This window comes from Allosphingosinicella sp. (assembly GCF_036402135.1).
In the GTDB taxonomy this organism is placed as follows: Bacteria; Pseudomonadota; Alphaproteobacteria; order Sphingomonadales; family Sphingomonadaceae; genus Allosphingosinicella.
Genome location: NZ_DASWTN010000005.1, coordinates 32,839 through 53,725, shown reverse-complemented (window position 1 = coordinate 53,725; position 20,887 = coordinate 32,839). Strand labels below are relative to the sequence as shown.

Sequence of the window (20,887 nt, the reverse complement as noted above, 5' to 3'; positions counted from 1 at the left end):
AGGTTTCTCCAGGCGCTGCGCCCCAGCCTTAGAAGGTCGAGTTCAGCGTCAGCCGCGCGTCGATTGCGGCGCGGCCTTCCTGTTCCTCGGCGCCAATCTGGCCGCCCAGGCGGAAGGTCGGATCGCCGCCCATCGCTCGTAGCTTGCCGGTCCAGCCGCTAATCCGCTTGCCCGGCTCCAGCGTGAAGTCGTTGCCGCCTTCGTAGCGGGCAGTCGTGGAACCGAGGGACCCGCTCAGTATCTCGCGCCGGCCGCCCTCCAGCTCGACGCGGAAGAAGCGGCCGTCCGGATTGGCTCCGAGGAAGTCGAAGCCGAGAGAGGCGCTCATGCTTGCCGCCAGTTCGCTGCTTTTGCGGCCATCGACGGTGAGGTCGAAGCCTTTGCCACCGCCCTTTTCGGCGTAGCCATCCTCGCTAAGCGAATAATAGTCGAGGACGGCCGTCGGACGAAGCGAGATGCGGCCGGCGCGAAGCTCATAGGAAATGCCGGCGCCCGCGGACCAAAGGGTGCCATTCCAATTTCCCTCCGCCTCTCGCTCGACCTGCTCGCTACCGGTCGAACCGCTAATGCTTCGGCTGCTGTCGAACGCGATGTAGGCCGCGGAGGCGCGCGCGAAGGCATTCAGCGCGTTCCAGCTGCCCCGCCAGTAACCGCCGAGTTCATATTGCGTCGTCTGAACTTCGTTGTTGGTGCTGCCGTCGGCGTCCTTGCCCATGAGGTAGGAAAGCATCAGGCCGAAGGCGCCGTTGTCGCCCGCCTTCAGTTCGCCGCCACCCGAGAAGCCCCATCCGCTGATGTCGTAGGCCGCGGTGTCGCCAATGTCCTTACTGCTGCCCCAGCCGACCTGCTGAAGCATGAAACCGAAGCTGCCCTTCCGGGCGATCGGCGCGCGGGGATCGGCGAGGAAGCGGGTCGTCGCCCCGGAAGCCTGGAGCGCGGTTCCGAATGCTCCACCCGCATGATCCGGCAGCATTTGCCGGAGCGCGGTCCGGAAGGCATCGCCCGACTGTATGTTGAGGAACAGGTCCTCGACATCTTCATCCTTGCTCAGCGCTGCATAGACCGCGTCGTAGGCGGATTTCTCGGATGTGTTCAGACCAAGCTCGCCGGCATTCTTCCGGCGAACGGTAAGACCGACCTCACGCGCCGCCTGATCCACGTTCAAATTGGCGACGTACATAAACGGCACCGTCGCCTCGTTAGTTAGGTTGGAACCGCCAACGAGTTCGCCCGCCCGAACGATGACGTGCCTGCCCTCAGTCGTCGCCGTATCGGCGAACTTAACGAGGACCGTCGAACCTTCGCTGAAGCTTGCCCGTCCCGCCACGTCATACATCGTGTGGGTGCCTGCCCGGGAATCGATCGTGACACCAATCTTGCTCTGGCCGCTGAGGCTAAGTGAAGAGAGCGCGACGGTTCCCCGATTGGTTACGTCCAGGGTGCTTCCGGTGACGCTCAGTGCCAGCCCGGGCGAACCCGCCAATTGCCCGCTGAACGAACCGTTTTCCAGGGTGAAGGTGTCGGCACCGCTCCCGAAGTGGATGTCGCCGCTGATCTTGCCCGCGCGTACGTCGAGCGTGTCGGCGCCCGTGCCGAACAGGATATTGCCGCTGATCTCGGGCGCATTCTTCCCCGACACGGCAGTCTGACGTACGACAGCCCCCGCATTGTTGGCGCGGAGGTCGATAGCGATTGCATCGGCGGAGGCGGAACTGGCCGACGCTCGGATGCTGCCGCTGTTCGTAATCAGCCCCAGAGTGCCTGAACGGTCGACGATCGCACGAGCAGCACCTTCGCTCCCGGATGACGCCGATGCTTCGATCGAGCCGCTATTATGTATGGCCCTAACGGTGGCACCTGCCTCTACGACAACGGCCTGAGCCGAAGCGCCAGCCTTGGCCTTGCTAGAGGCTCCGACCGCGCCGGTAATACGGATTTCAGGGACGCTGGCGCTCCTGCCAATCCGGAGCGCCGTAGCGTTGCTGTCGACAGAGGCCGCTGCGACACTGCCAGTGACTGTCATGCCGCCTGCAATCGAAACGCTGCCCCCCTGCCCGCCGATTATTAGCCCGTTGCCATCAATCCCCGAATACACGCCGGATCCGGCAACGGCGCCCTTGATAACAAGTCCGTGGCCAGAACTGTCCTTCGCTACCGCCCCGATCGCGACATGACGGTTTGCAGCGCCGATTTCCATAGCTGGGGCCGCACCGTAGGAAAGAACGGCGGCTGAGCCTTCGTCAGCATCATTGATGCCGTCGTCATCCTCATCCTTGTCGTCTTTGTCATTATCGGCAGGTCGAACGTCGAGCAGAATCCCTCCCGCTACATTGCCAGTAACCTTCAGCGCCGCACCTCCTTGAAGAAGATCGTCGGCATCAAGCTTCGAAGTGTCCGACGGAGAGGACGTATATCGATACCCCGTAGCAGCAACCGAACTCTGTACGGTCAGCGCGCCGCCAATGTTTCCTTCCAGCGAAACACCGACCGAATTTGCACCTTGTACGAATATGCTGCCCGTTATTCCTACGTTGCCGGTGACTTCCTTTGCTCGAATGCCGTAGCTGTTGTCGCCGAACAGGGAGATCGACCCTTCGTTGAGGAGAGAGCCGGCAAGCCTGCTGTCCACCTGAATTCCGCCCGAATCGTTTCCTTCAATGCTGATGCCGCCGCTATTGTTTATAGTCCCGGCAAAGGTACCCCCTTGCCCGATCCTTATGCCGAAGCGGTTGCTGCCGACGGCGAAGGGGCCGTCATTGTCATTGTCACTGTCCGTATCCTTCGTATCCACGTCCTCGACGATAAGGATACTCCCGTCGTTGGTGATGTCGGCGGTGATTCCCGGGCCGGCGTAGATGCCCGTAACGTCGTTCGCGTCTTCTATCTCTATCTTGCCATCATTGAAGACACTGTGATTGCTGTCGATGGTGACGGCGACACCGCCCGCCGGCTCCACCGAACCTTTGGACGTTATCCTGATTGAATCCGCAGCGCCGTTGTTGACGGTGGACGTGCGAACGTTCGTGGTCCGCTTCTCTTCGATCTTCGTCTCAGCGAAAGCCGGCGACATGGCCAGGCAGATGGCAGCGGGCGTCAAACATGTAGCAGCAAGCAAAGAACGCATGTGGTTACCTTCGCGAAGTGGGAAGAAAGTGCGGATAAAGGTGTGCGCTGACGGAAAGTCGGCTCAGTCCTTGTCTGTTCGGCGCCATACGCGGAGACCGCAGCCTCGCGCGTGACGGCCCCAGAATTTGTCCCTGTCGACGGGAAGCGTGCCAGAGCGGCTGGAGGAAGAAAAATGCCGTCAGCGGATAAGTGTTATTCAGCCGCCTCGAGAAATAGTCCGGCATCCGCTGAAGATCCCTCGGTATCGCCAGCTTGCTCTGGCGCGGTCAGTATTTCCCCGATCAGCCACTGAGTGGCTGCGTCGCGATGGTTGCGATTGTGCCAGACCAGCCAATGCTCAAGTCGGCCAAGTTCAGGCGGCGCCTCGAACCATTCGAGCCCGTGATTGCGTGCATGGCCGCGGGCGGCTTCAGTCGGAAGCAGCATCAGCGCGCCGGTATCGGCAAGCAGGTCACGGCTGAAAAAGCCGTAAGGAGCTGTCATTATGACCCGGTCTTCACACCCGCTTTTGATGAAGAGCTGGGTAAGCGGGTCCATGCGTCCGTCGATCATGCTTCCGACGTGCGGCCATTCGAGGAGATCGGCGACCTCGAGCGCTCTGACCTGTGAAAGGCTGACCAGCGGATGACCGGTCTCGGCGACACAAGCGAACGTTTCGGACGACAAGTGGCGGCAGTGGTGAAGCCGCGGATCGGGCTCAACGCTGGTGATGGTGATATCCACCTCGCCTGAGGCAAGCTGCTCATGATTGTCGGGCCGGAGCGGCTGGATGTCGATGCTGACGCCGGGGGCGAAACGCTTGAAGGCGGTGAAGACCGGTTCCAGCCAACGGTGCGTCGCATATTCTCCCGCCGCGATCCGGAAGCGGCGAACAAGGGTGGTGGGATCGACCGTGGCAGGAGCCATGATGGAACCCGCCTGCGCGAGCCAATTCTGGAGCGGGTCCAACAGCTCCTCTGCGCGCCGTGTCGGCAGCATTCCGCCCCGGGTTCGTACCAGCAAAGGATCACCGAACAGGCGCCGCAGTTCGCCCAGCGAGCGGCTCATCGCCGGCTGACTGACGCCAACCCTACGGGCGGCCTCGGTAACGCTCCTGGTCTGCAGGAGCACTGAAAGATGGGTAAGCAAATTCAGGTCAAACTCAAACATGCACACACACCCCGACATCGGACCCGCGTCCGATCATTCGACAAGCGTCAGTTCATGCTATGAGTCGGCACAGCCGCTTTCGCGTCGCCGCGCATCCCCCGATCAAGCGAGGGCCATTTCGCAGCCTCAATAAGCGGCGTCAAGCGGCTGCGCGCGGGAAGCAGATACACGAAAGGCCGCTCCCCCAGGGGAACGGCCTTTCCATTGTCAGCCTTGCGGCCAAGAACCTTAAGCGAGCACCCCCGCGGAGGCGACGCTCACCAGTTCAGCCGCATTCGGCATATGACAATGAGACATCAGACCACCTCCTTTCGATTGTTGAAACGATGAGTGGAAGATGGTCCTCGCTAAAGAATATTCAAGATCATCAATATCTTACCTAAGCAAATAACGTTGTAGCCGCTCTATTGCATATTTATGCATGAATGTGCATATGCCGCGGCCTCATGGTGCAGGCAGCGATTCTTGGCGCATCGGGTTTTGTGGGCGGAGAGCTTTTGCGGCTCGCCGCGCAGCACCCGCATATCCGGCCGGTGCGGCTGTTCGGCGACAGCCAGGCCGGAGCGCCGCTGGAGAAGGTGCATCCGCATCTCGCGCCTGCCTATTCGCAAACCACGGTGGAGCGGTTCGAGCCTGCGCTTCTGGACGGTATCGACCTCGTCTTTGCAGCGCTTCCTCACGGCCATTCGCAGCGGCTGGCCGGCGAGATCATGGGGCGCGGCATTGCCTTCGTCGATCTTGGCGCCGACTTCCGGCTGAAGGATCCTGCAGACTATCAGCGCTGGTATGGCGAAGCGCATGAGGCGCCGGAGCTGCTTTCCAGCTTCGTCTACGGCATTCCGGAGCTTAGCCGCGACGAGATCCGGAGTGCCCGCGCCGTCGCGGCGGCCGGCTGCTACCCCACCTCCGCCATCTTGGCGCTGAAGCCGCTGATCGGCGCGAACCTGATCGATCCTTCCTCGATCATCGTCAATGCGGCCTCAGGCGTGACGGGCGCCGGGAGGACGCTGAAGGAAGAGACCCATTTCTGCACGGTCGATGAGAATTTCGCCGCCTACGGCCTCCTCACCCACCGCCACACGGCGGAGATGGAGGCGAGCCTTGGCGCAAGCGTGCTGTTCACGCCGCATCTCGCGCCCATGAACCGCGGCATCCTCGCCACCTGCTATGCGGCGGCGAGGGGTCCCTGCGATCCGCTGGCGGCGCTTCGGGCCGCCTATGCGGACGAGCCGTTCGTCCATGTGTCGGAGCGGCCGCCGTCAACCAAATGGACGCTGGGCTCCAACGCCGTCCATCTTACCGCGCGCTACGACGAGCGGACCGGCCGCGTCCTCGCCATCGCGGCGCTCGACAATCTCGTTAAGGGCGCCGCTGGCCAGATGATCCAGTGCGCCAATCTGATGCTCGGCTTCGAGGAAACGGCCGGACTTTCGACAGTAGGAGTTTACCCATGAGCGTCACCGCCGCCGAAGGCTTCGTGGCCGAGGGCCTGCACGCGGGCATCAAGCGCCGCCGCTACGACATGGCGCTACTTGCGACCGCCGACGGCATGCCGGTGCGCGCGGCCGCCGTCTTCACGCAGAACAAGTTCGTCGCGCCGCCCGTGGTCGCGAGCCGTAACCGGCTGCAGAAGAATGGCGGCCAGGCCGTGGCCGTCATCGTCAATTCTGGCAACGCCAACGCGGGCACCGGAGCGGCCGGAATGGCCGATGCCGAGGCAATGTGCGCGGCGACCGCTGAGGCGCTCGGCTGCGATGCCCGCGATGTTCTGGTCTGCTCGACCGGCATCATCGGTACCCCGCTGCCGATCGAGAAGATCCTGGAGGCGACGCCGAAGCTCGCAAAGAAGCTTTCGCCGAAGGGCGCGCGCCATGCCGCGATGGGCATCCTGACGACGGATTCGATCCCGAAGGAAGCCTGCGTCAAAGGCTCCAAATTCACGCTCGGCGGGATGGCTAAGGGGTGCGGCATGCTCGCACCCAACATGGCGACGATGCTGGCCTTCCTCACCACCGACGCGGACATCGATCAGGCCGACATGCAGCGGCTTCTGAAGGACGCGGTCGATCGCAGCTTCAACACGCTCAACGTCGATGGAGCGACCTCGACCAACGACACCGTGATCCTCCTCGCCTCGGGCAAGCGTGGCAAACCCGACCTCGCCGAGTTCGCCGATGCCCTACACCGCGTCTGCGAGGAGCTGACGCTGCTGATGGCGCGCGACGCGGAGGGCATGACGAAGCTCGTCCGGCTTCGCGTCACCGGCGCGAAGAGCGATGCCGAAGCCCGGCAGGCGGCGAAGACCATCGCCGAGAACAATCTCGTCAAATGCTCCTGGCATGGCGGCGATCCTTATTGGGGCCGGCTGCTGGCGGCTGCCGGATCGTCCGGCGCGGACATGGATACCGATCTCGCTACCGTTTCCTACGGCGGCATCTGCGTTTCGCGCGCCGGCGCGCCGCTGGAGCATGATTCCGAGGCCGTTGCCGAACATATGGATGGCGAGGAGATCGACATCGAGGTCGCGCTCGGCGCCGGAAGTGGCGAAGCGCAGGTGATCGGCGTGGATCTCGGCCCCGGCTACATCAAAGAAAATAGCCGCACGTCATGATGAGCCCATCCGAAACTGCCGACGTCCTCGTCCAGGCGCTGCCCTATATCCGCCGCTTCGCCGGCAAGTCCGTCGTCGTGAAGCTGGGCGGGGCGGCGATCGATCCTGACCTGGACCGCGCGCTCGCGCAGGACGTTCTGCTCCTGCAGAGCGTCGGCGTCCGTTGCGTGCTGGTCCATGGCGGCGGACCGCAGATCAACGAATATATGGGACGGCTGGGGAAGCAGCCTGAGTTTCGCGACGGCCTCCGCGTCACCGACGGCGAGACGCTGGAGATCGTCCGCATGGTGCTCGTCGGCAAGATCAACCGCGATCTCGTCGCAACCGTCAACCGGGAAGCGCATGAGGAGCCGGTTGCCGTCGGCGTCTCGGGCGAAGATGGCGGCCTGTTAGTCGCATCGGCGCGGGATTCGTCGCTTGGCTATGTCGGCGATGTCGAGGCAGTCCGGGCCTCGCTCCTCCACCAGCTCCTCGACGACGGACTGGTGCCCGTGGTCTCCACCGTCGGCGCGGACAGTGGCGGCCAGCCCTACAATATCAACGCAGACGAGGCGGCACGCGCCATTGCGGTCGCCATGGCCGCGGAGAAGATCGTCTATCTCACCGCAGCACCCGGACTGCTCGAGGACGTGAATGACGAGACCAGCCTGGTCCCCCGCCTCACCTCGGCCGAGCTTCGCGAGCGGATCGAGGATGCGAGCGTCAGCGCCGGCATGATCCCGAAGCTTCGCGCCTGCGCCGATGCGGTCGACGGCGGCGTCGGCACCGCGCACATCATTGACGGCCGCGTACCGCACGCCCTCCTGATCGAACTTCTCACCGACCGTGGTATCGGCACGATGATCAAGCGAAAGGCGGACTGGTGACCCACCTCCTGACGATCGCTGATGTCGGCGCCGATGGCCTGCGGCAGATCCTCGCCCTGTCGGAAAGCGCAAGCCTTGGCCGTCCGTTACAAGGCAAGGGCGTCGCCCTTTACTTCCAGAAGCCGAGCGCCCGAACCCGGAACTCGATGGAGATGGCGGTCGTGCAGCTTGGCGGACACCCGGTCTATATCCAGAAGGACGAGGTTGGCCTCGGCACCCGCGAGACCGCCGAGGACGTCGCCCGCACGCTCGCCTGCTATCACAGCATCATCGCCGCGCGCGTCATGGAGCATGGCCTGCTCGAGCAGATGGCCGCGGCAACCGACACGCCCGTGCTCAACATGCTGTCCGACAGCGACCATCCGCTGCAGGGGCTGGCGGACCTGCTGACCGTCAAGCAGCTTGCTGGCCGGCTTGAAGGCGTGAAGGTCGCCTATATCGGCGACGCCAACAACGTCTGCCGCTCGCTTGCTGAAGGCTGTTCGCTGCTTGGCGCGGAACTCACCATCGCCAGCCCGGAAGGCTACGGACTTCCCGAAGAGCTGGAAGGCGTGCGGCAGGTCGTCGATCCTGCGGAAGCCGTTGAAGGCGCGGCCTTCGTCTACACGGATGTCTGGGTGTCGATGGGGCAGGATGCCGAGGCCGAGGAGCGGCGGCAGGCGCTTTCCGCCTATCAGGTGAACGAGGCGCTGCTCGCCAAGTCGTCCGATGCCCATTTCCTCCACTGCCTCCCCGCCCGACGCGGAGAGGAAGTGACGGACGGGGTGATCGACGGTCCCAAAAGCGCCGTCTGGCGGCAGGCTGAGAACCGGATGCACAGCGCCCGCGGCGCCATGGCGTGGATGCTGGGAGCAAGGCCATGACCGACGCACGGGCCAAGCGGCAGAAGGTGATCGCCGACATGATCCGCGGCGGCGGTATCGGCAGCCAGGAGGAAGTGAGCGCCCGCCTCGCGAGCCTCGGCTTCGCGGTGACGCAGGCGACCGTCTCCCGCGACCTCGACCAGATCGGCGCGGTGAAGGTGAAGAAAGGCGGAATCCTCCGGTACGCGCTTCCGGAGCAGATGGTGGACAGCGACTGGGCGGCCTCCCGCCTCGAACGCATCTTCAACGAATGGGTGCAATCGGTCGAAGCGTCGGGCAATCTCGTCGTCATCAAGACGCCGCCCGGCTCCGCGCATCTCGTCTGCCTCGCCATCGATCAGGCGCGGCTGCCTGAGGTTGCCGGGACGATCGCTGGCGACGATACGCTCTTCGTGGCGATCCGCGACGGCGTGACGGTCGGCGCCATGGAAAGCCGCTTCCGCGCGCTCAGCGGACAGTCCTGACAGGAAAGATGATGAACCAGGAAAAGCCGAAGAAAGTGGTGCTTGCCTATTCGGGCGGACTCGACACGTCGATCATCCTCAAATGGCTTCAGACCGAATATGGCGCGGAGGTCATCACCTTCACTGCCGACCTCGGCCAGGGCGAGGAAGTGGAGCCCGCGCGGCGCAAGGCGGAGCTGCTCGGCATCCGGCCGGAGAATATCTTCATCGAGGATCTGCGCGAGGAGTTCGTCCGCGACTATGTCTTCCCGATGTTCCGCGCCAACACGGTCTATGAAGGCCAGTATCTGCTCGGCACCTCGATCGCCCGGCCGCTGATCGCCAAGAAGCAGATCGAGATCGCGCGCAAGGTGGGCGCAGACGCCGTCTGCCATGGCGCCACCGGCAAGGGGAACGACCAGGTCCGCTTCGAGCTCGGCTATTATGCGCTGGAGCCCGGCATCCGCGTCGTCGCGCCGTGGCGAGAATGGGAGTTTGCCAGCCGCGAGCAGCTGATCGACTTCGCCGAAAAGCACCAGATTCCGATCGCCAAGGACAAGCGCGGTGAAGCGCCCTTCTCGATCGACGCAAATCTCCTCCACTCCTCGTCCGAGGGGAAGGTGCTGGAGGATCCGGCGGTGGAGGCGCCGGAATATGTGCACCAGCGCACCATTTCGCCCGAGGACGCGCCCGACAAGGCGACTGTGATCGAGATCGGCTTCGAAGGCGGCGATCCCGTCTCGATCGATGGCGAGACGCTGTCGCCCGCTAGCCTACTGACGCGGCTCAACCAGCTCGGCCACGACAACGGCATCGGCCGGCTCGATCTGGTGGAGAACCGCTTCGTCGGAATGAAGTCGCGCGGCGTCTACGAGACGCCCGGCGGCACCATCCTGCTTGCGGCGCACCGCGGCATCGAATCCATCACGCTCGATGCCGGCGCCATGCATCTCAAGGACGAGATCATGCCGCGCTACGCCAAGCTCATCTATAACGGCTTCTGGTTCTCGCCGGAGCGGGAGATGCTTCAGGCCCTGATCGACAAGAGCCAGGAGCATGTGACGGGCACGGTCCGCGTGAAGCTCTACAAGGGCAATGCGACAGTGATCGGGCGAACGAGTCCCCTCGCCCTCTACGATCAAGACCTCGTCACCTTCGAGGAAGGATCAGGCAGCTACGACCAGCGCGACGCCGCCGGCTTCATCAAGCTTAACGCGTTGCGGCTGCGCCTGGCTGCGGCGCGGGCGCGGAAGGCGTAGCGGCCTTCTTGCCAAGCGCTTCGCCCGAAGCGCCGCCGGTCATCGCCCAGCGATAGCTTTCGTCGACCTTCTCGCCCGGCTTCGCCTGCTTGGCGACCACCGCGGCTACGTCTTCGCGCTTCACCGGCTGGAAGCGGCGGAGGATCGCCCGGTTGAGCTTGCCCGGATCGTAAGTAGTCGCGGTCGCAGCGGCGGCGGTCGCGGCCGCATCGGTCGGAACCTGGCCGGGAAATTCGCCCACCGGAAGCTGGCCCGCGGCAAGCGCCGCCTGCTCTTCCGGCGTCAGCACAGGCGTCTCGGCCGGCTTCGGACCAAATCCGAGATAGCCCATCTTCGGAAGCACCGGCTCGTTGCCGCTGTGCCGGTCGCGGAACGCGCCCGGACGGCCCCAACCGCCTTCCCAGCGGTAGAAAATGTGCGTGCCGACCATGCCGAGCTTCGTAAGGCTGGAGCTCCAGTAAGGTACGACCCAATTGGTGTGATAGTGGGTGGCCCAGCCGACCGGCTTGAACACGTAGCCGGCCAGCGCGGCACGGGCGACTTCCTTGGCGCGCGCCCAGATGCTCGGCACCGGCGTGCGGGCAATGGCGCCGTCGCAGGTGAAGGTGAATTGGCAACCCGTCGAACGCTCGGAGCCTTGGAAGACTACCCCGCAGACGCTTGACGGATAGGCCGGGTGGCGGACGCGGTTCAGAACCACCTGCGCAACGGCGCGCTGACCGTCGAGCGGCTCGGTCGCGGCTTCATAATAGACGGCAGCGGTAAGGCATTCGAGCGAGCGGGCGCTGTCGTCGAGCGACGCGGCGCGCAGCAGGAAGGCACGCGCGGCGGGATTGGGAAGAGTCGAGATGGGAACCGCGGCATTGATCGCGACCGCGTCCTGCGGCGCGACCTGCTTGAACTGCAGCGGCTCCGGCGCGGGCGGCGCCCTGAGAGCTTCCGACTGGAGCTTGGCGACCTTCGCATTGGCGAGGCCGTCCACCCCCGCGAACGAGGTCACGCTAATCCCGGCGAACAGATAAAGCAGCGCCGCGATCGCAAGCACGAACGAGCCCAGCATGTGCTCCTTCGCCACCTTCGGCAGGCGAACGGCAGGCATGCGCAACGTAGCTGTCAGCATTACGACTCCAGTTTCAGCGGATGGGCCCCATAACAGCGGCGCAATGAAATAGCCAACCGCAGCCCCGATCAGCCGTCCTTATAGCAGGGCAAGCTGAACCGGGCATTGCTGTATTGCTTCCATATCACAGCTGCTCGATTCGGTCCAAATCTTGAGGAACGGTTTTTTCCCGAAACGGTTGTTGAGGCTGATCTTTCGACAGCAGACGGACCTCTCCGAGACATGGCAACCCGCCTCCAGACCGCCGCGCACCGCGAGGCGGCCACGCAATTCCTGACTGACGATTTCCAGCGCGGCCTTGCCCGCTGGAACCATGAGCGGCTGTCCCCCCGCTTCCCAGACGCGAATTGGCAGGTGGAGCTGGAGCGCGACATGCGGATGCTACGGCTGGAAGGCGGTTTCATCGAGGAGCTTCGTGCCGAGATCGCCGACGCCGCCGCGGAAGCGCCCGAAGACCCGGACCAGTTCATCGCCTGGTTCGAGGCGCTGGAGGCTAAGGGCCCCGGCCAGCACGATCCGCTCTTCCCCTGGCTGGCGGAGGAGGCGACAGCGGAGGAGATGCGGTGGTTCCTGGAACAGGAAGCAGCAGGCGAGGCCGGGTTCGAGGACCTCACCGCCATGACGCAGGTCAAGCTGCCGAAACAGGCGAAGCTGGAGCTTGCCCGCAATTATTGGGACGAAATGGGCCGCGGCAATCCGAAGGGCATGCACGGCCCGATGCTCGACGCTCTCGTTGAGGCGATGGAGCTTGCGCCAGAGATCGACCGCACCTGCTGGGAGAGCCTCGCGCTCGCCAATGCAATGACGGCCATGGCGACCAGCCGCCGCTATGCCTGGCATGCGGTCGGCGCCCTTGGCGCGATCGAGCTTACCGCCCCCGCCCGCGCCGCCTGCGTTGCAAATGGGCTTCGCCGCCTCGGCTATTCCGGCAAAGTCCGCCGCTATTTCGAGCTTCACGCCGTGCTCGACGTAAAGCACAGCGCCGCCTGGAATGAGGAGGCGCTCCGCCCGCTCGTCGAGGAAGACCCGCGCCGCGCCCGCGCCATGGCCGAAGGCGCGCTCATCCGTCTCAAATGCGGGGAACGCTGCTTCGAACGCTACCGCGCCCACCTCTGGGGCTGAGCAGAAGCCTATTCCCTTAGGCGCGCAGCGGCGGCAATAATCCCGCTATGGCCAACCGCATTTCTCCGCCCGCCGAGGCGACCCGCGACACCCACGCCACCGCCGCCATTTACGAGGCGCTCTACAAACGCTCGGCCGAGGATCCGAACGGCTTCTGGCTCGATCAGGCGAAGCGGATCGATTGGGTGAAGGAACCCACGCAGGCGGGCAACTGGTCCTACGATCCCGTTGAGATCAAATGGTATGAAGACGGCATCCTCAACCTCTGCTTCAACTGCGTCGACCGGCACCTGCCCGACCGCGCCGACGATGTGGCGCTCATCTGGGAAGGCGACGAGCCCGGAGTCGTGAAGCGGCTTACCTTCGGCGAACTTCATGCCGAGGTGGTGCGGATGGCGAACGCGCTCAAAGCGCTCGGCGCCCGGAAAGGCGACCGCGTCACCATCTATATGCCGATGATCCTCGAAGCCGCGGTGGCGATGCTCGCCTGCGCCCGGATCGGCGCGGTTCATTCCGTCGTATTCGGCGGCTTTTCGCCCGAGGCGCTGCACGGACGCATCGAGGATTGCGGCAGCCGCTTCGTCATCACCGCCGACGGCGGCATGCGCGGCGGTAAGCTGGTGCCGCTGAAGGCCAATGTCGATGCCGCGCTCGAACGGGCGGAGGTAGATGCCGTCTTGGTCGTTCGCCACCTCGGCAACGAGATCGGGATGCGAGAAGGCCGCGACCATTGGTATCATGAGGTGGAGACGGCGGGCGACTCCCCCTGCGAACCGATGAACGCTGAAGACCCGCTCTTCATCCTCTACACGTCTGGCTCGACCGGAAAGCCGAAGGGCGTGCTCCACACCACCGGCGGCTATGCCGTGTGGACCAACCTCACCTTCCACTATGTGTTCGACTACAAGCCCCGCGAAATCTTCTGGTGCACGGCGGACGTGGGCTGGGTGACCGGCCATTCGTATGTCGTCTACGGCCCGCTTTCGAACGGTGCCACCAGCCTGATGTTCGAAGGCGTCCCCAATTACCCGGATTCAAGCCGCTGCTGGGACGTGGTGGAGCGGCACGGCGTCAACATCTTCTACACCGCCCCGACCGCAATCCGCGCGCTGATGCGGGAAGGCGCAGGGCCGGTGAAGAAGCATGACCGCTCCTCGCTTCGCCTGCTAGGCACCGTCGGTGAGCCGATCAATCCGGAGGCTTGGCGCTGGTATCACGAGACGGTCGGCGACAGCCGCATCCCGGTGGTGGACACTTGGTGGCAGACGGAGACGGGCGGCATCATGATCACCACCCTCCCCGGCGCGCACGCCATGAAGCCGGGCTCGGCCGGAAGGCCGATGTTCGGCATCGTGCCGGAACTGGTGGATGCCGACGGGCAGGTGCTGGAAGGTGCCGCGTCCGGCAATCTCTGCATCGTGCGGAGTTGGCCGGGGCAGATGCGCACCGTCTATGGTGACCATCAGCGCTTCGTCGACACCTACTTTTCGACCTATAAAGGCAAATACTTCACCGGCGACGGCTGCCGCCGCGACGAGGACGATTATTACTGGATCACCGGCAGGGTCGACGACGTGCTGAACGTGTCCGGGCACCGGCTCGGCACCGCCGAAGTCGAAAGCGCGCTCGTCCTCCACCCCAAGGTCGCGGAGGCTGCGGTCGTCGGCTACCCCCATGACATCAAGGGCCAGGGCATCTATTGCTACGTCACGCTTATCGCGGGCGAGGAGCCCAGCGAAGCTCTGGAGCAGGAGCTCAGACAGCAGGTCCGATCCGAGATCGGCCCCATCGCCTCACCCGACCTAATCCACTTCACCCCCGCTCTGCCTAAGACCCGGAGCGGCAAGATCATGCGCCGCATCCTCCGCAAGATTGCGGAGAACGACTACGGCACCCTAGGCGACACCTCGACCCTCGCCGACCCGAGCCTCGTTGAGAACCTGATTGAGGGACGCCGCAACCGGTGACGGCCAGCGGCGCGCCCGACGCTCCGTTCCGGATGCTGCGCTGCGCGACGCCCGGCATAGAGGCGGTTGCAGCGCAGAGCCGGCACAGTTTCGCCCGCCACAGCCACGAACAATATGGGATCGGCGTGATCCGCTTCGGCGCTCAGCAATCCCATAGCGGCCGGGGCCAGGTGGAAGCCGCAGCGGGCGATGTAATCACCGTCAATCCGAGTGAGGTTCATGACGGCCGGCCGATCGGCGACGTCGGTCGAGCCTGGAACATCCTCTATTTCGAGCCCGCGCTGCTGCAGGCCGCCGCGCACGACATTTTCGAGGATCGCACCGGCAACTTCGAACTTTCCCAGCCGGTGATGGGCGACCGGAGGGCGGCGAATATACTCGGCCGATTATTCAGCGCCGAGACGGGCCAGCCGGAAGAGACGATGCGGCGGGAGGAGCTGCTGCTTTCCCTTGTCGCGATCGTCGGCCGCTATCGGCACAAAGAGCGGAACGAGGCCCCTGCGCCGGTTAGCCTCGCGAGATCCCGCATCGACGACGATCCATCCTCGCCCCACAATCTCACAGAGCTTGCCCGGATCGGGGGCGTCAGCCGCTTCCAGCTTCTTCGCGGCTTTGCGCGTGCGACCGGCCTCACTCCGCACGCTTACGTCCTGCAGCGGCGGACCGACCTCGCGCGCCGCCTTATCGCGAGAGGGATGGCCCTGTCGGATGCAGCAGCCGTCGCCGGCTTTTCGGATCAGAGTCACATGACCCGCACCTTCGTGCGGAAGTTCGGAATCTCGCCCGGCGCCTACGCGAGAGCAGTCCTCTAATTCTGCAATTCCGTTCAAGACCCGGCGCCTGACGGTGGCGCAAGGCTGACGTGACGCAATCATCCGAGGTCACTCAGAATGTCGAACACACGGTCTTACGTTCACGGCTACGATCCAGCGGAAAGCCAGCGGCTCGAAGATCAGGCTTCGACGCTGGAAACCCTGCTGCATCATGACACGCGTTACCCTGCTGGTGGTCCGGTGCTGGAAGTGGGCTGCGGCGTCGGCGCGCAGACCGTGCCGCTAGCCCGGAACAGTCCTGACGCCCGCATTGTCTCAGTGGATATCTCACACGCGTCGGTTCGCGCGGCCGAGGAGAAGGTGAAAGCAGCGGGCCACACGAACGTGGAATTTCGACAAGCCGACATCTTCAACCTGCCCTTTTCCCCTGCACAGTTCGACCATGTCTTCGCCTGCTTCGTCCTCGAGCATCTCCCCGGCCCAGTAGAGGCGCTTCGGCATCTGCGGGAGGTCCTGAAGCCGGGTGGTAGCCTTACCGTCATCGAGGGCGACCACGGCTCCACCTATTTCCATCCGGACAACGCAGCCGCCCGCGCCGCCGTCCATGCGCAGATCCGCCTACAGGCGCTCGCCGGAGGGGACGCCAATATCGGCCGCCGCCTCTACCCCCTGCTGCGCGAAGCCGGCTTTCCGAACGTCCATGTCTCGCCGCGGATGGTCTACGTGGATGGGAGCCGGCCGGAGCTTGCCGACGGCTTCACTGAGCGGACCTTCACCGCAATGATCGACGGGATCAGAGGCCCGGCTCTCGATGCCGGATTGATAGAAGCGGAAGTCTTCGAAGAAGGCGTGCGAGCGCTCCGCCGAACGGCCGAGCCCGACGGCGTTTTCTGCTACACCTTCTTCAAGGCGACCTGCCTGAAGCCCGGCTGAGCTCAGCGCGGCGCCATGCGGATGGCGCCATCCAGACGGACATACTCGCCGTTCAGATAGCTGTTCTCAGCCATGAAGACGGCGAGCCGCGCATATTCCTCCGGCTGGCCGAGCCGTTTCGGGAACGGCACCTGCGCGGCGAGCGCGTCCTGCACGTTCTGCGGCATCATCGCCACCATCGGCGTCTTGAACACGCCTGGAAGGATGGTGTTGACCCGAATGCCCTCACCCATGAGGTCGCGCGCGATCGGCAGCGCCATGCCGAGCACGCCAGCCTTGGACGCCGAATAGGCGGCTTGACCGATCTGCCCATCCTGCGCGGCGACCGACGCCGTGTTGATAATAACGCCCTTCTCGCCGTCCTCGAGCGGCTCCAGATCGGCCATCCCCGCAGCCGAGGCGGCAAGTACCCGAAAGGTGCCGATGAGGTTGATCTGTATCGCCAGCTCGAATTGATGGATCGGGTAGCGCTTCACCGCCCCCGTCTCCTTGTCGCGCCCAACGGTCTTCACCGCGTTAGCGACACCCGCGCAATTGACGCAGATACGTTCCTGGCCATGCGCTTCCCGCGCCTTGGCGAAGGCGGCATCGACCGCTTCGTTGGAAGTCACGTCCACCTCAGCGAAAATGCCGCCGATCTCGGAGGCGACCTTCTCCCCCTTCCCCGCATCTCGGTCGAACACCGCCACCTTAACGCCGCGCGCGGCAAGCGCCCGCGCCGTCGCCTCGCCGAGGCCTGAAGCCGCGCCGGTCACGACGGCGGCAACTGAATTGTCGAGCTTCATTCCATTCTCCCTTGCGGCTGCTCCTAGAAGCAAGAATGGCTGCTCGACAAGCTTAGGCTGAGATGTCGGCCTTTGGCGGAAGCACGAATAAAGTCGTGAAGCGGTCGGCGAGCTTCCGGTCCCCCTCCACCATGAGAGCTCCGGCAGCGGCGAGTTCGTCGAACGACATCTCGCCGTAGACCGCCGCCGCCAAAGCTTGCGGAGCACCGGTGAAGATGACGTCCGCCCCGTCGGGGTCGCCGCGCCCGCTCTTAAAGCTGCCGTCCCTGATGTCGGCGACGAAGCTTTCGCTGCCGAGCCGGAAGCCGATGCGTGCCGCAAAGCCCTTCGCCCGCTCCGCATCGAACATGGTTCGGAAGCTCAACATGATCGAGCTCGCGCTGATCGGGAGCGTCGGGTCGTGTGCGGGCGAGCGGGCGGCCCAGCGGCCGAGAGTCTGGACGATCGGTTCGGCCTCGTAACCCCATTCGGTAAGTTCGTAGACCTGCGTGTTTGCGGGCGGCGGCAGTTTCTTGCGGGTGAGCAGGCCCGACGCCTCAAGTCCCTCCAGCCGCTGCGTCAGCACATTGGCGCTGATTCCGGGCAGGTCGGCGCGAATGTCACTGAAGCGTTTCGGGCCCAGCATAAGCTCCCGCATCACGAGCAAGGCCCATCTTTCGCCGATCAGCTCAAGACCATGAGCGGTCCCGCAGGCATCGTCATAGCGGCGGCGGGAGGAACCTTGCTCCGAGTTAGTTAGTTTTTGTAACTTCATAGTTGCTTTTTATAACTCAGAAGCTCATCAGGGTCAAACGCGATTCGAAAAAAACGAATGAGGAGAGGGAAAATGGCCCGGATGATCTTCGTGAACCTGCCGGTGGCGGACCTTCAAAAGTCGGTCGATTTCTACAAGGCGATCGGCGCCGAGCAGAATTTGCAGTTCACCGACGACACCGCGTCGATGGTCTCCTTCTCCAACGAGATCAACGTGATGCTGCTGACGCACGACAAGTTCCGGCAGTTCACCTCCCGCCGGATTGCCGACCGCGACACGGCCGAGGTCCTGCTCGCTTTGTCCTGCGACAGCCGCGAGGAAGTTGACGAAATCACCGAAAAGGCGCTGGCTGCAGGCTCCCGTGAACCCTCGCCGGTCGACGATCATGGCTGGATGTACGGCCGAAGCTTCGAGGATCCGGACGGCCACGGCTGGGGGCCGTGCTGGCTCGACGTCGAAGCTGCCACAAGGGCGATGGCCGAACGGGCCGCCTGAGCAAAGCGGGAAGAGGGAGAGCGACGATGCGCAACACCCATGGAAGCTTCATCTGGTACGAGCTGCTGACCAGCGACCCTGACGCTGCAGCCAGATTCTACGGCGATGTGATCGGATGGAGGGCGGAGAACGCCAACCAGCCGGGCATGGACTATCGCTTCTTCTATGCCGGTCACGAAGGAATCGCCGGCCACATGAAGCTGCCGCTGGAAGCGGCGGATGCGGGAGCGCGGCCGGTGTGGCTCGGCTATATCGGCGTCGAGGATGTCGATGAGACCGTAGCCGGCATCGAAGCGGCCGGCGGCCGCGTGCAGATGCCTGCGATGGATATTGAAGGCGTCGGGCGAATGGCCATGGTCGCCGACGCGCAAGGGATCCCATTCTACGTTATGCGCGGCTTCAGCGACCAGCCGAGCACTTCGTTCGGAAACGAGCCGGGCCATTGCGCGTGGAACGAGCTGTCGACCAGCGATCAGGATGGCGCCCTCACCTTCTACACCAGCCTGTTCGGCTGGGAGAAAGGCGACGCGATGCCGATGGGCGAGATGGGCGACTACCAGTTCATCAATCTCGGCGGCGAGATGATCGGCGCCATCATGCGCGCACCTGCCGAAGGGCCGCCGCCCATGTGGCGCTATTATTTCCAGGTCGAAGACATCGACGCCTCGACCGCGAGCGTCACCGCTGGCGGCGGCACCGTCCACCACGGGCCGCATGAAATACCCGGCGGCAACTTCATGATCATCGCCAGCGACCCGCAGGGCGCCATGTTCGGCGCGGTCGGGCCACGCAAATAATCAAATTCAAGGAGAGTAAGAATGAGCAATCTCGAACTGTCGATCACCCGTTTCATTGATGCGCCGCCGGAGACCGTCTACCGCGTCTATACGGAGCGTACCGAAGAATGGTTCGCGCCGAAGCCCTGGATGACGAAGGTCGTCGAGCAGGATCTGCGCCCCGGCGGCCGCTTCGCGATCGAGATGACCGGACCTGAAGGTGAAAGCCACCCCGGCGAAGGCGTTTTCCTGGAGGTGACTCCCGCCCGGAAGGTCGTATCCACCAACGTCTTCACCGCTGGCTGGCAGCCGAAGACCGGCATGGACAGCGAATGCGACTTCCCGACGCTCACGATCGTCACCTTCGAAGCCGAAGGAAGCGGCACCCGCTACACCGCGCTCGTCCGCCACTGGAAAGAGGAAGACGTGCAGAAGCACGAAGCGATGGGGTTCGAGCAGGGCTGGAACATCTGCGCCGCCCAGCTGGCCGAGCTTGCCGAGGCGGAGGCGCGCACGCCCGTCGCGGCCTGAGAGATAAAGAGAGGAGAGACATCATGGCCTATGTGGATGGATTCATCGTCGCGGTGCCGAAGGCGAACAAGGAAGCTTATCGCCGCCACGCGGCCGATGCCTGGCCGCTGTTCAAAGAGTTCGGCGCCAGGCGGCTGGTCGAAACCTGGGCGAGCGACGTCCCTGACGGCACGGTTACCGATTTCCGCAAGGCCGTGCAGGCGAAGGAGGACGAGGACGTCCTCTTCTCCTTCATGGAATATGAAGCGCGGGAAGCGCGGGACGCTGCTGGCCAGAAGATGATGTCCGACCCGCGCATGGAGCAGATGGCGGACATGCCTTTCGACGGCAAACGCATGATCTATGGCGGCTTCGCGCCTTTGCTCGACGTGGGGTCGCGGCGCGGTGCCTATATCGACGGCTTTGTACTTCCTGTGCCGCCGGGCAACAAGCAGGCCTATACCGAACTCGCGCAGAAGGCCGCGCGCAAGTTCGAGGAATATGGCGCGCTGCGCGTGGTCGAGGGCTGGAGCGACGATGTGCCCGATGGCAAGGTCACCGACTTCCGCCGCGCTGTCAAAGCGGAGGATGGAGAGACCGTCGTCTTCTCCTGGATCGAATGGCCGGACAAGGCGACGCGGGATTCCTCGTGGGAAAAGATCATGAAGGATCCGGACATGCAGCCGGACCACGACAATATGCCGTTCGACGGCAAGCGCATGTTCTGGGGCGGCTTCGACGTGCTGCTCGATACAAGCGCGGAAGCCTCCGCCGAGCGTGAACTGGCCTAATCAGGGGAAAAATCTCATGTCAGACAAGCTTACGACCTGCCTCTGGTTCGACCATGGCGAGGCGCGGAAGGCAGCAGAATTCTACGCCGCGACCTTCCCCGACAGCCATGTCGGCGCGCCCCTTCAGGCGCCTGCCGATTATCCGGGAGGCGAACAGGGCAACGAGCTGACCGTGGAGTTCACCCTCTTCGGCCGGCCGTTCGTCGGCCTCAATGGTGGTCCGAACTTCAAACCCAATGAAGCGGTCAGCTTCATGGTCATTACCGAAACCCAGGAAGAAACCGACCGCTATTGGAACGCGATCGTGCAGAATGGCGGCGCTGAAAGCGAGTGCGGTTGGTGCAAGGATCGCTGGGGCTTTTCCTGGCAGATCACGCCGCGCGTGCTGCTGCAGGCGATGAGCAATCCGGACAAGGCGGCCGCCAAGCGCGCGATGGAAGCGATGATGACGATGCGGAAGATCGACATCGCCACCATCGAACGTGCCGCGGCCGGAGAAAGCGTCACAGCCTAGCCGTTACGGGCTCGAAACCCGCGTGCCGCT

The 20,887-nt window shown here is 64.0% G+C and carries 20 protein-coding genes and 1 pseudogene; 16 read left to right on the top strand and 5 right to left on the bottom strand.

The window, feature by feature from the left end:
• Positions 1-28 precede the first annotated feature (28 nt).
• Both VGD10_RS01550 and VGD10_RS01545 read right to left on the bottom strand, forming a co-directional pair.
• A complete protein-coding gene (locus VGD10_RS01550; RefSeq protein WP_331039029.1) occupies positions 29-3,097 on the bottom strand; it encodes an autotransporter outer membrane beta-barrel domain-containing protein in 3,069 nt (1,022 codons plus the stop codon).
• Positions 3,098-3,318: 221 nt separating this feature from the next.
• The gene (locus VGD10_RS01545; RefSeq protein ID WP_331039028.1) at positions 3,319-4,275 is read right to left on the bottom strand and encodes a LysR family transcriptional regulator; all 957 of its coding nucleotides are present in this window, start codon (positions 4,273-4,275) and stop codon (positions 3,319-3,321) included.
• A 446-nt stretch (positions 4,276-4,721) separates the two neighbouring features.
• On the opposite strand from VGD10_RS01545, the gene argC reads away from it, so the two are divergent.
• Genes argC through VGD10_RS01515 form a run of 6 tightly spaced genes read left to right on the top strand, consistent with a single transcriptional unit; the run spans position 4,722 to position 10,317 of the window.
• Positions 4,722-5,729, top strand: coding sequence for an N-acetyl-gamma-glutamyl-phosphate reductase (gene argC, locus VGD10_RS01540; protein ID WP_331039027.1), 1,008 nt, complete (start codon positions 4,722-4,724; stop codon positions 5,727-5,729).
• Complete coding sequence (gene argJ / locus VGD10_RS01535) at positions 5,726-6,886, top strand: bifunctional glutamate N-acetyltransferase/amino-acid acetyltransferase ArgJ (protein ID WP_331039026.1); 1,161 nt, start codon at positions 5,726-5,728, stop codon at positions 6,884-6,886. Before argC ends, argJ begins: the two co-directional genes overlap by 4 nt.
• Positions 6,883-7,752: an acetylglutamate kinase gene (argB, locus tag VGD10_RS01530; RefSeq protein ID WP_331039025.1), complete on the top strand. Its 870-nt coding sequence runs from the start codon at positions 6,883-6,885 to the stop codon at positions 7,750-7,752. Before argJ ends, argB begins: the two co-directional genes overlap by 4 nt.
• Positions 7,749-8,615 (top strand): ornithine carbamoyltransferase, encoded by an 867-nt coding sequence (gene argF / locus VGD10_RS01525; RefSeq protein WP_331039024.1) that lies wholly within the window; start codon positions 7,749-7,751, stop codon positions 8,613-8,615. The genes argB and argF overlap by 4 nt, the downstream gene beginning before the upstream one ends.
• A complete protein-coding gene (argR, locus tag VGD10_RS01520; RefSeq protein WP_331039023.1) occupies positions 8,612-9,079 on the top strand; it encodes an arginine repressor in 468 nt (155 codons plus the stop codon). Before argF ends, argR begins: the two co-directional genes overlap by 4 nt.
• 11 nt (positions 9,080-9,090) lie before the next feature.
• On the top strand, positions 9,091-10,317 hold the full coding sequence (locus VGD10_RS01515; RefSeq protein ID WP_331039022.1) for an argininosuccinate synthase: 1,227 nt from the start codon (positions 9,091-9,093) through the stop codon (positions 10,315-10,317).
• Here the strand turns inward: VGD10_RS01515 and VGD10_RS01510 are convergent.
• Positions 10,268-11,437, bottom strand: a complete 1,170-nt coding sequence (locus VGD10_RS01510; RefSeq protein WP_331039021.1) for a cell wall hydrolase — start codon at positions 11,435-11,437, stop codon at positions 10,268-10,270. The genes VGD10_RS01515 and VGD10_RS01510 overlap by 50 nt on opposite strands.
• A gap of 222 nt (positions 11,438-11,659) precedes the next feature.
• Between VGD10_RS01510 and VGD10_RS01505 the strand changes: the two genes are divergently transcribed.
• The 4 genes from VGD10_RS01505 (at position 11,660) to VGD10_RS01490 (ending at position 16,232) form a co-directional block, all read left to right on the top strand.
• Complete coding sequence (locus tag VGD10_RS01505) at positions 11,660-12,559, top strand: iron-containing redox enzyme family protein (protein WP_331039020.1); 900 nt, start codon at positions 11,660-11,662, stop codon at positions 12,557-12,559.
• Positions 12,560-12,606: 47 nt separating this feature from the next.
• Positions 12,607-14,526, top strand: a complete 1,920-nt coding sequence (acs, locus tag VGD10_RS01500) for an acetate--CoA ligase (RefSeq protein ID WP_331039019.1) — start codon at positions 12,607-12,609, stop codon at positions 14,524-14,526.
• Positions 14,523-15,338 carry an AraC family transcriptional regulator gene (locus VGD10_RS01495; RefSeq protein ID WP_331039018.1) on the top strand — a complete coding sequence of 272 codons (816 nt, stop codon included), beginning with the start codon at positions 14,523-14,525 and terminating at the stop codon, positions 15,336-15,338. The genes acs and VGD10_RS01495 overlap by 4 nt, the downstream gene beginning before the upstream one ends.
• Positions 15,339-15,416: 78 nt before the next feature.
• The gene (locus VGD10_RS01490) at positions 15,417-16,232 is read left to right on the top strand and encodes a class I SAM-dependent methyltransferase (RefSeq protein ID WP_331039017.1); all 816 of its coding nucleotides are present in this window, start codon (positions 15,417-15,419) and stop codon (positions 16,230-16,232) included.
• A gap of 2 nt (positions 16,233-16,234) precedes the next feature.
• On the opposite strand, the gene VGD10_RS01485 is transcribed toward VGD10_RS01490, so the two are convergent.
• Both VGD10_RS01485 and VGD10_RS01480 read right to left on the bottom strand, forming a co-directional pair.
• Positions 16,235-17,017 carry an SDR family oxidoreductase gene (locus tag VGD10_RS01485; RefSeq protein WP_331039016.1) on the bottom strand — a complete coding sequence of 261 codons (783 nt, stop codon included), beginning with the start codon at positions 17,015-17,017 and terminating at the stop codon, positions 16,235-16,237.
• A gap of 52 nt (positions 17,018-17,069) precedes the next feature.
• A complete protein-coding gene (locus tag VGD10_RS01480) occupies positions 17,070-17,771 on the bottom strand; it encodes a winged helix-turn-helix transcriptional regulator (RefSeq protein ID WP_331039015.1) in 702 nt (233 codons plus the stop codon).
• A 72-nt stretch (positions 17,772-17,843) separates the two neighbouring features.
• Here VGD10_RS01480 and VGD10_RS01475 point away from each other — a divergent pair, with 72 nt between their 5' ends.
• The 6 genes and pseudogenes from VGD10_RS01475 to VGD10_RS01450 all read left to right on the top strand — a co-directional run bounded on the left by VGD10_RS01475 (position 17,844) and on the right by VGD10_RS01450 (position 20,857).
• Positions 17,844-18,266, top strand: a complete 423-nt coding sequence (locus VGD10_RS01475) for a VOC family protein (RefSeq protein WP_331039014.1) — start codon at positions 17,844-17,846, stop codon at positions 18,264-18,266.
• A 26-nt stretch (positions 18,267-18,292) separates the two neighbouring features.
• A complete protein-coding gene (locus tag VGD10_RS01470; protein WP_331039013.1) occupies positions 18,293-19,063 on the top strand; it encodes a VOC family protein in 771 nt (256 codons plus the stop codon).
• A gap of 21 nt (positions 19,064-19,084) precedes the next feature.
• Entirely contained in the window at positions 19,085-19,573 is a 489-nt protein-coding gene (locus VGD10_RS01465; RefSeq protein WP_331039012.1) for an SRPBCC domain-containing protein, read from the top strand.
• Positions 19,574-19,596: 23 nt separating this feature from the next.
• A pseudogene (locus VGD10_RS01460) lies at positions 19,597-19,890 on the top strand (DUF1428 domain-containing protein); the annotation flags it as partial.
• An 18-nt stretch (positions 19,891-19,908) separates the two neighbouring features.
• A complete protein-coding gene (locus VGD10_RS01455; protein WP_414639489.1) occupies positions 19,909-20,343 on the top strand; it encodes a DUF1428 domain-containing protein in 435 nt (144 codons plus the stop codon).
• Between the two features lie 16 nt (positions 20,344-20,359).
• Positions 20,360-20,857, top strand: a complete 498-nt coding sequence (locus VGD10_RS01450) for a VOC family protein (protein WP_331039011.1) — start codon at positions 20,360-20,362, stop codon at positions 20,855-20,857.
• Positions 20,858-20,887: the final 30 nt, after the last annotated feature.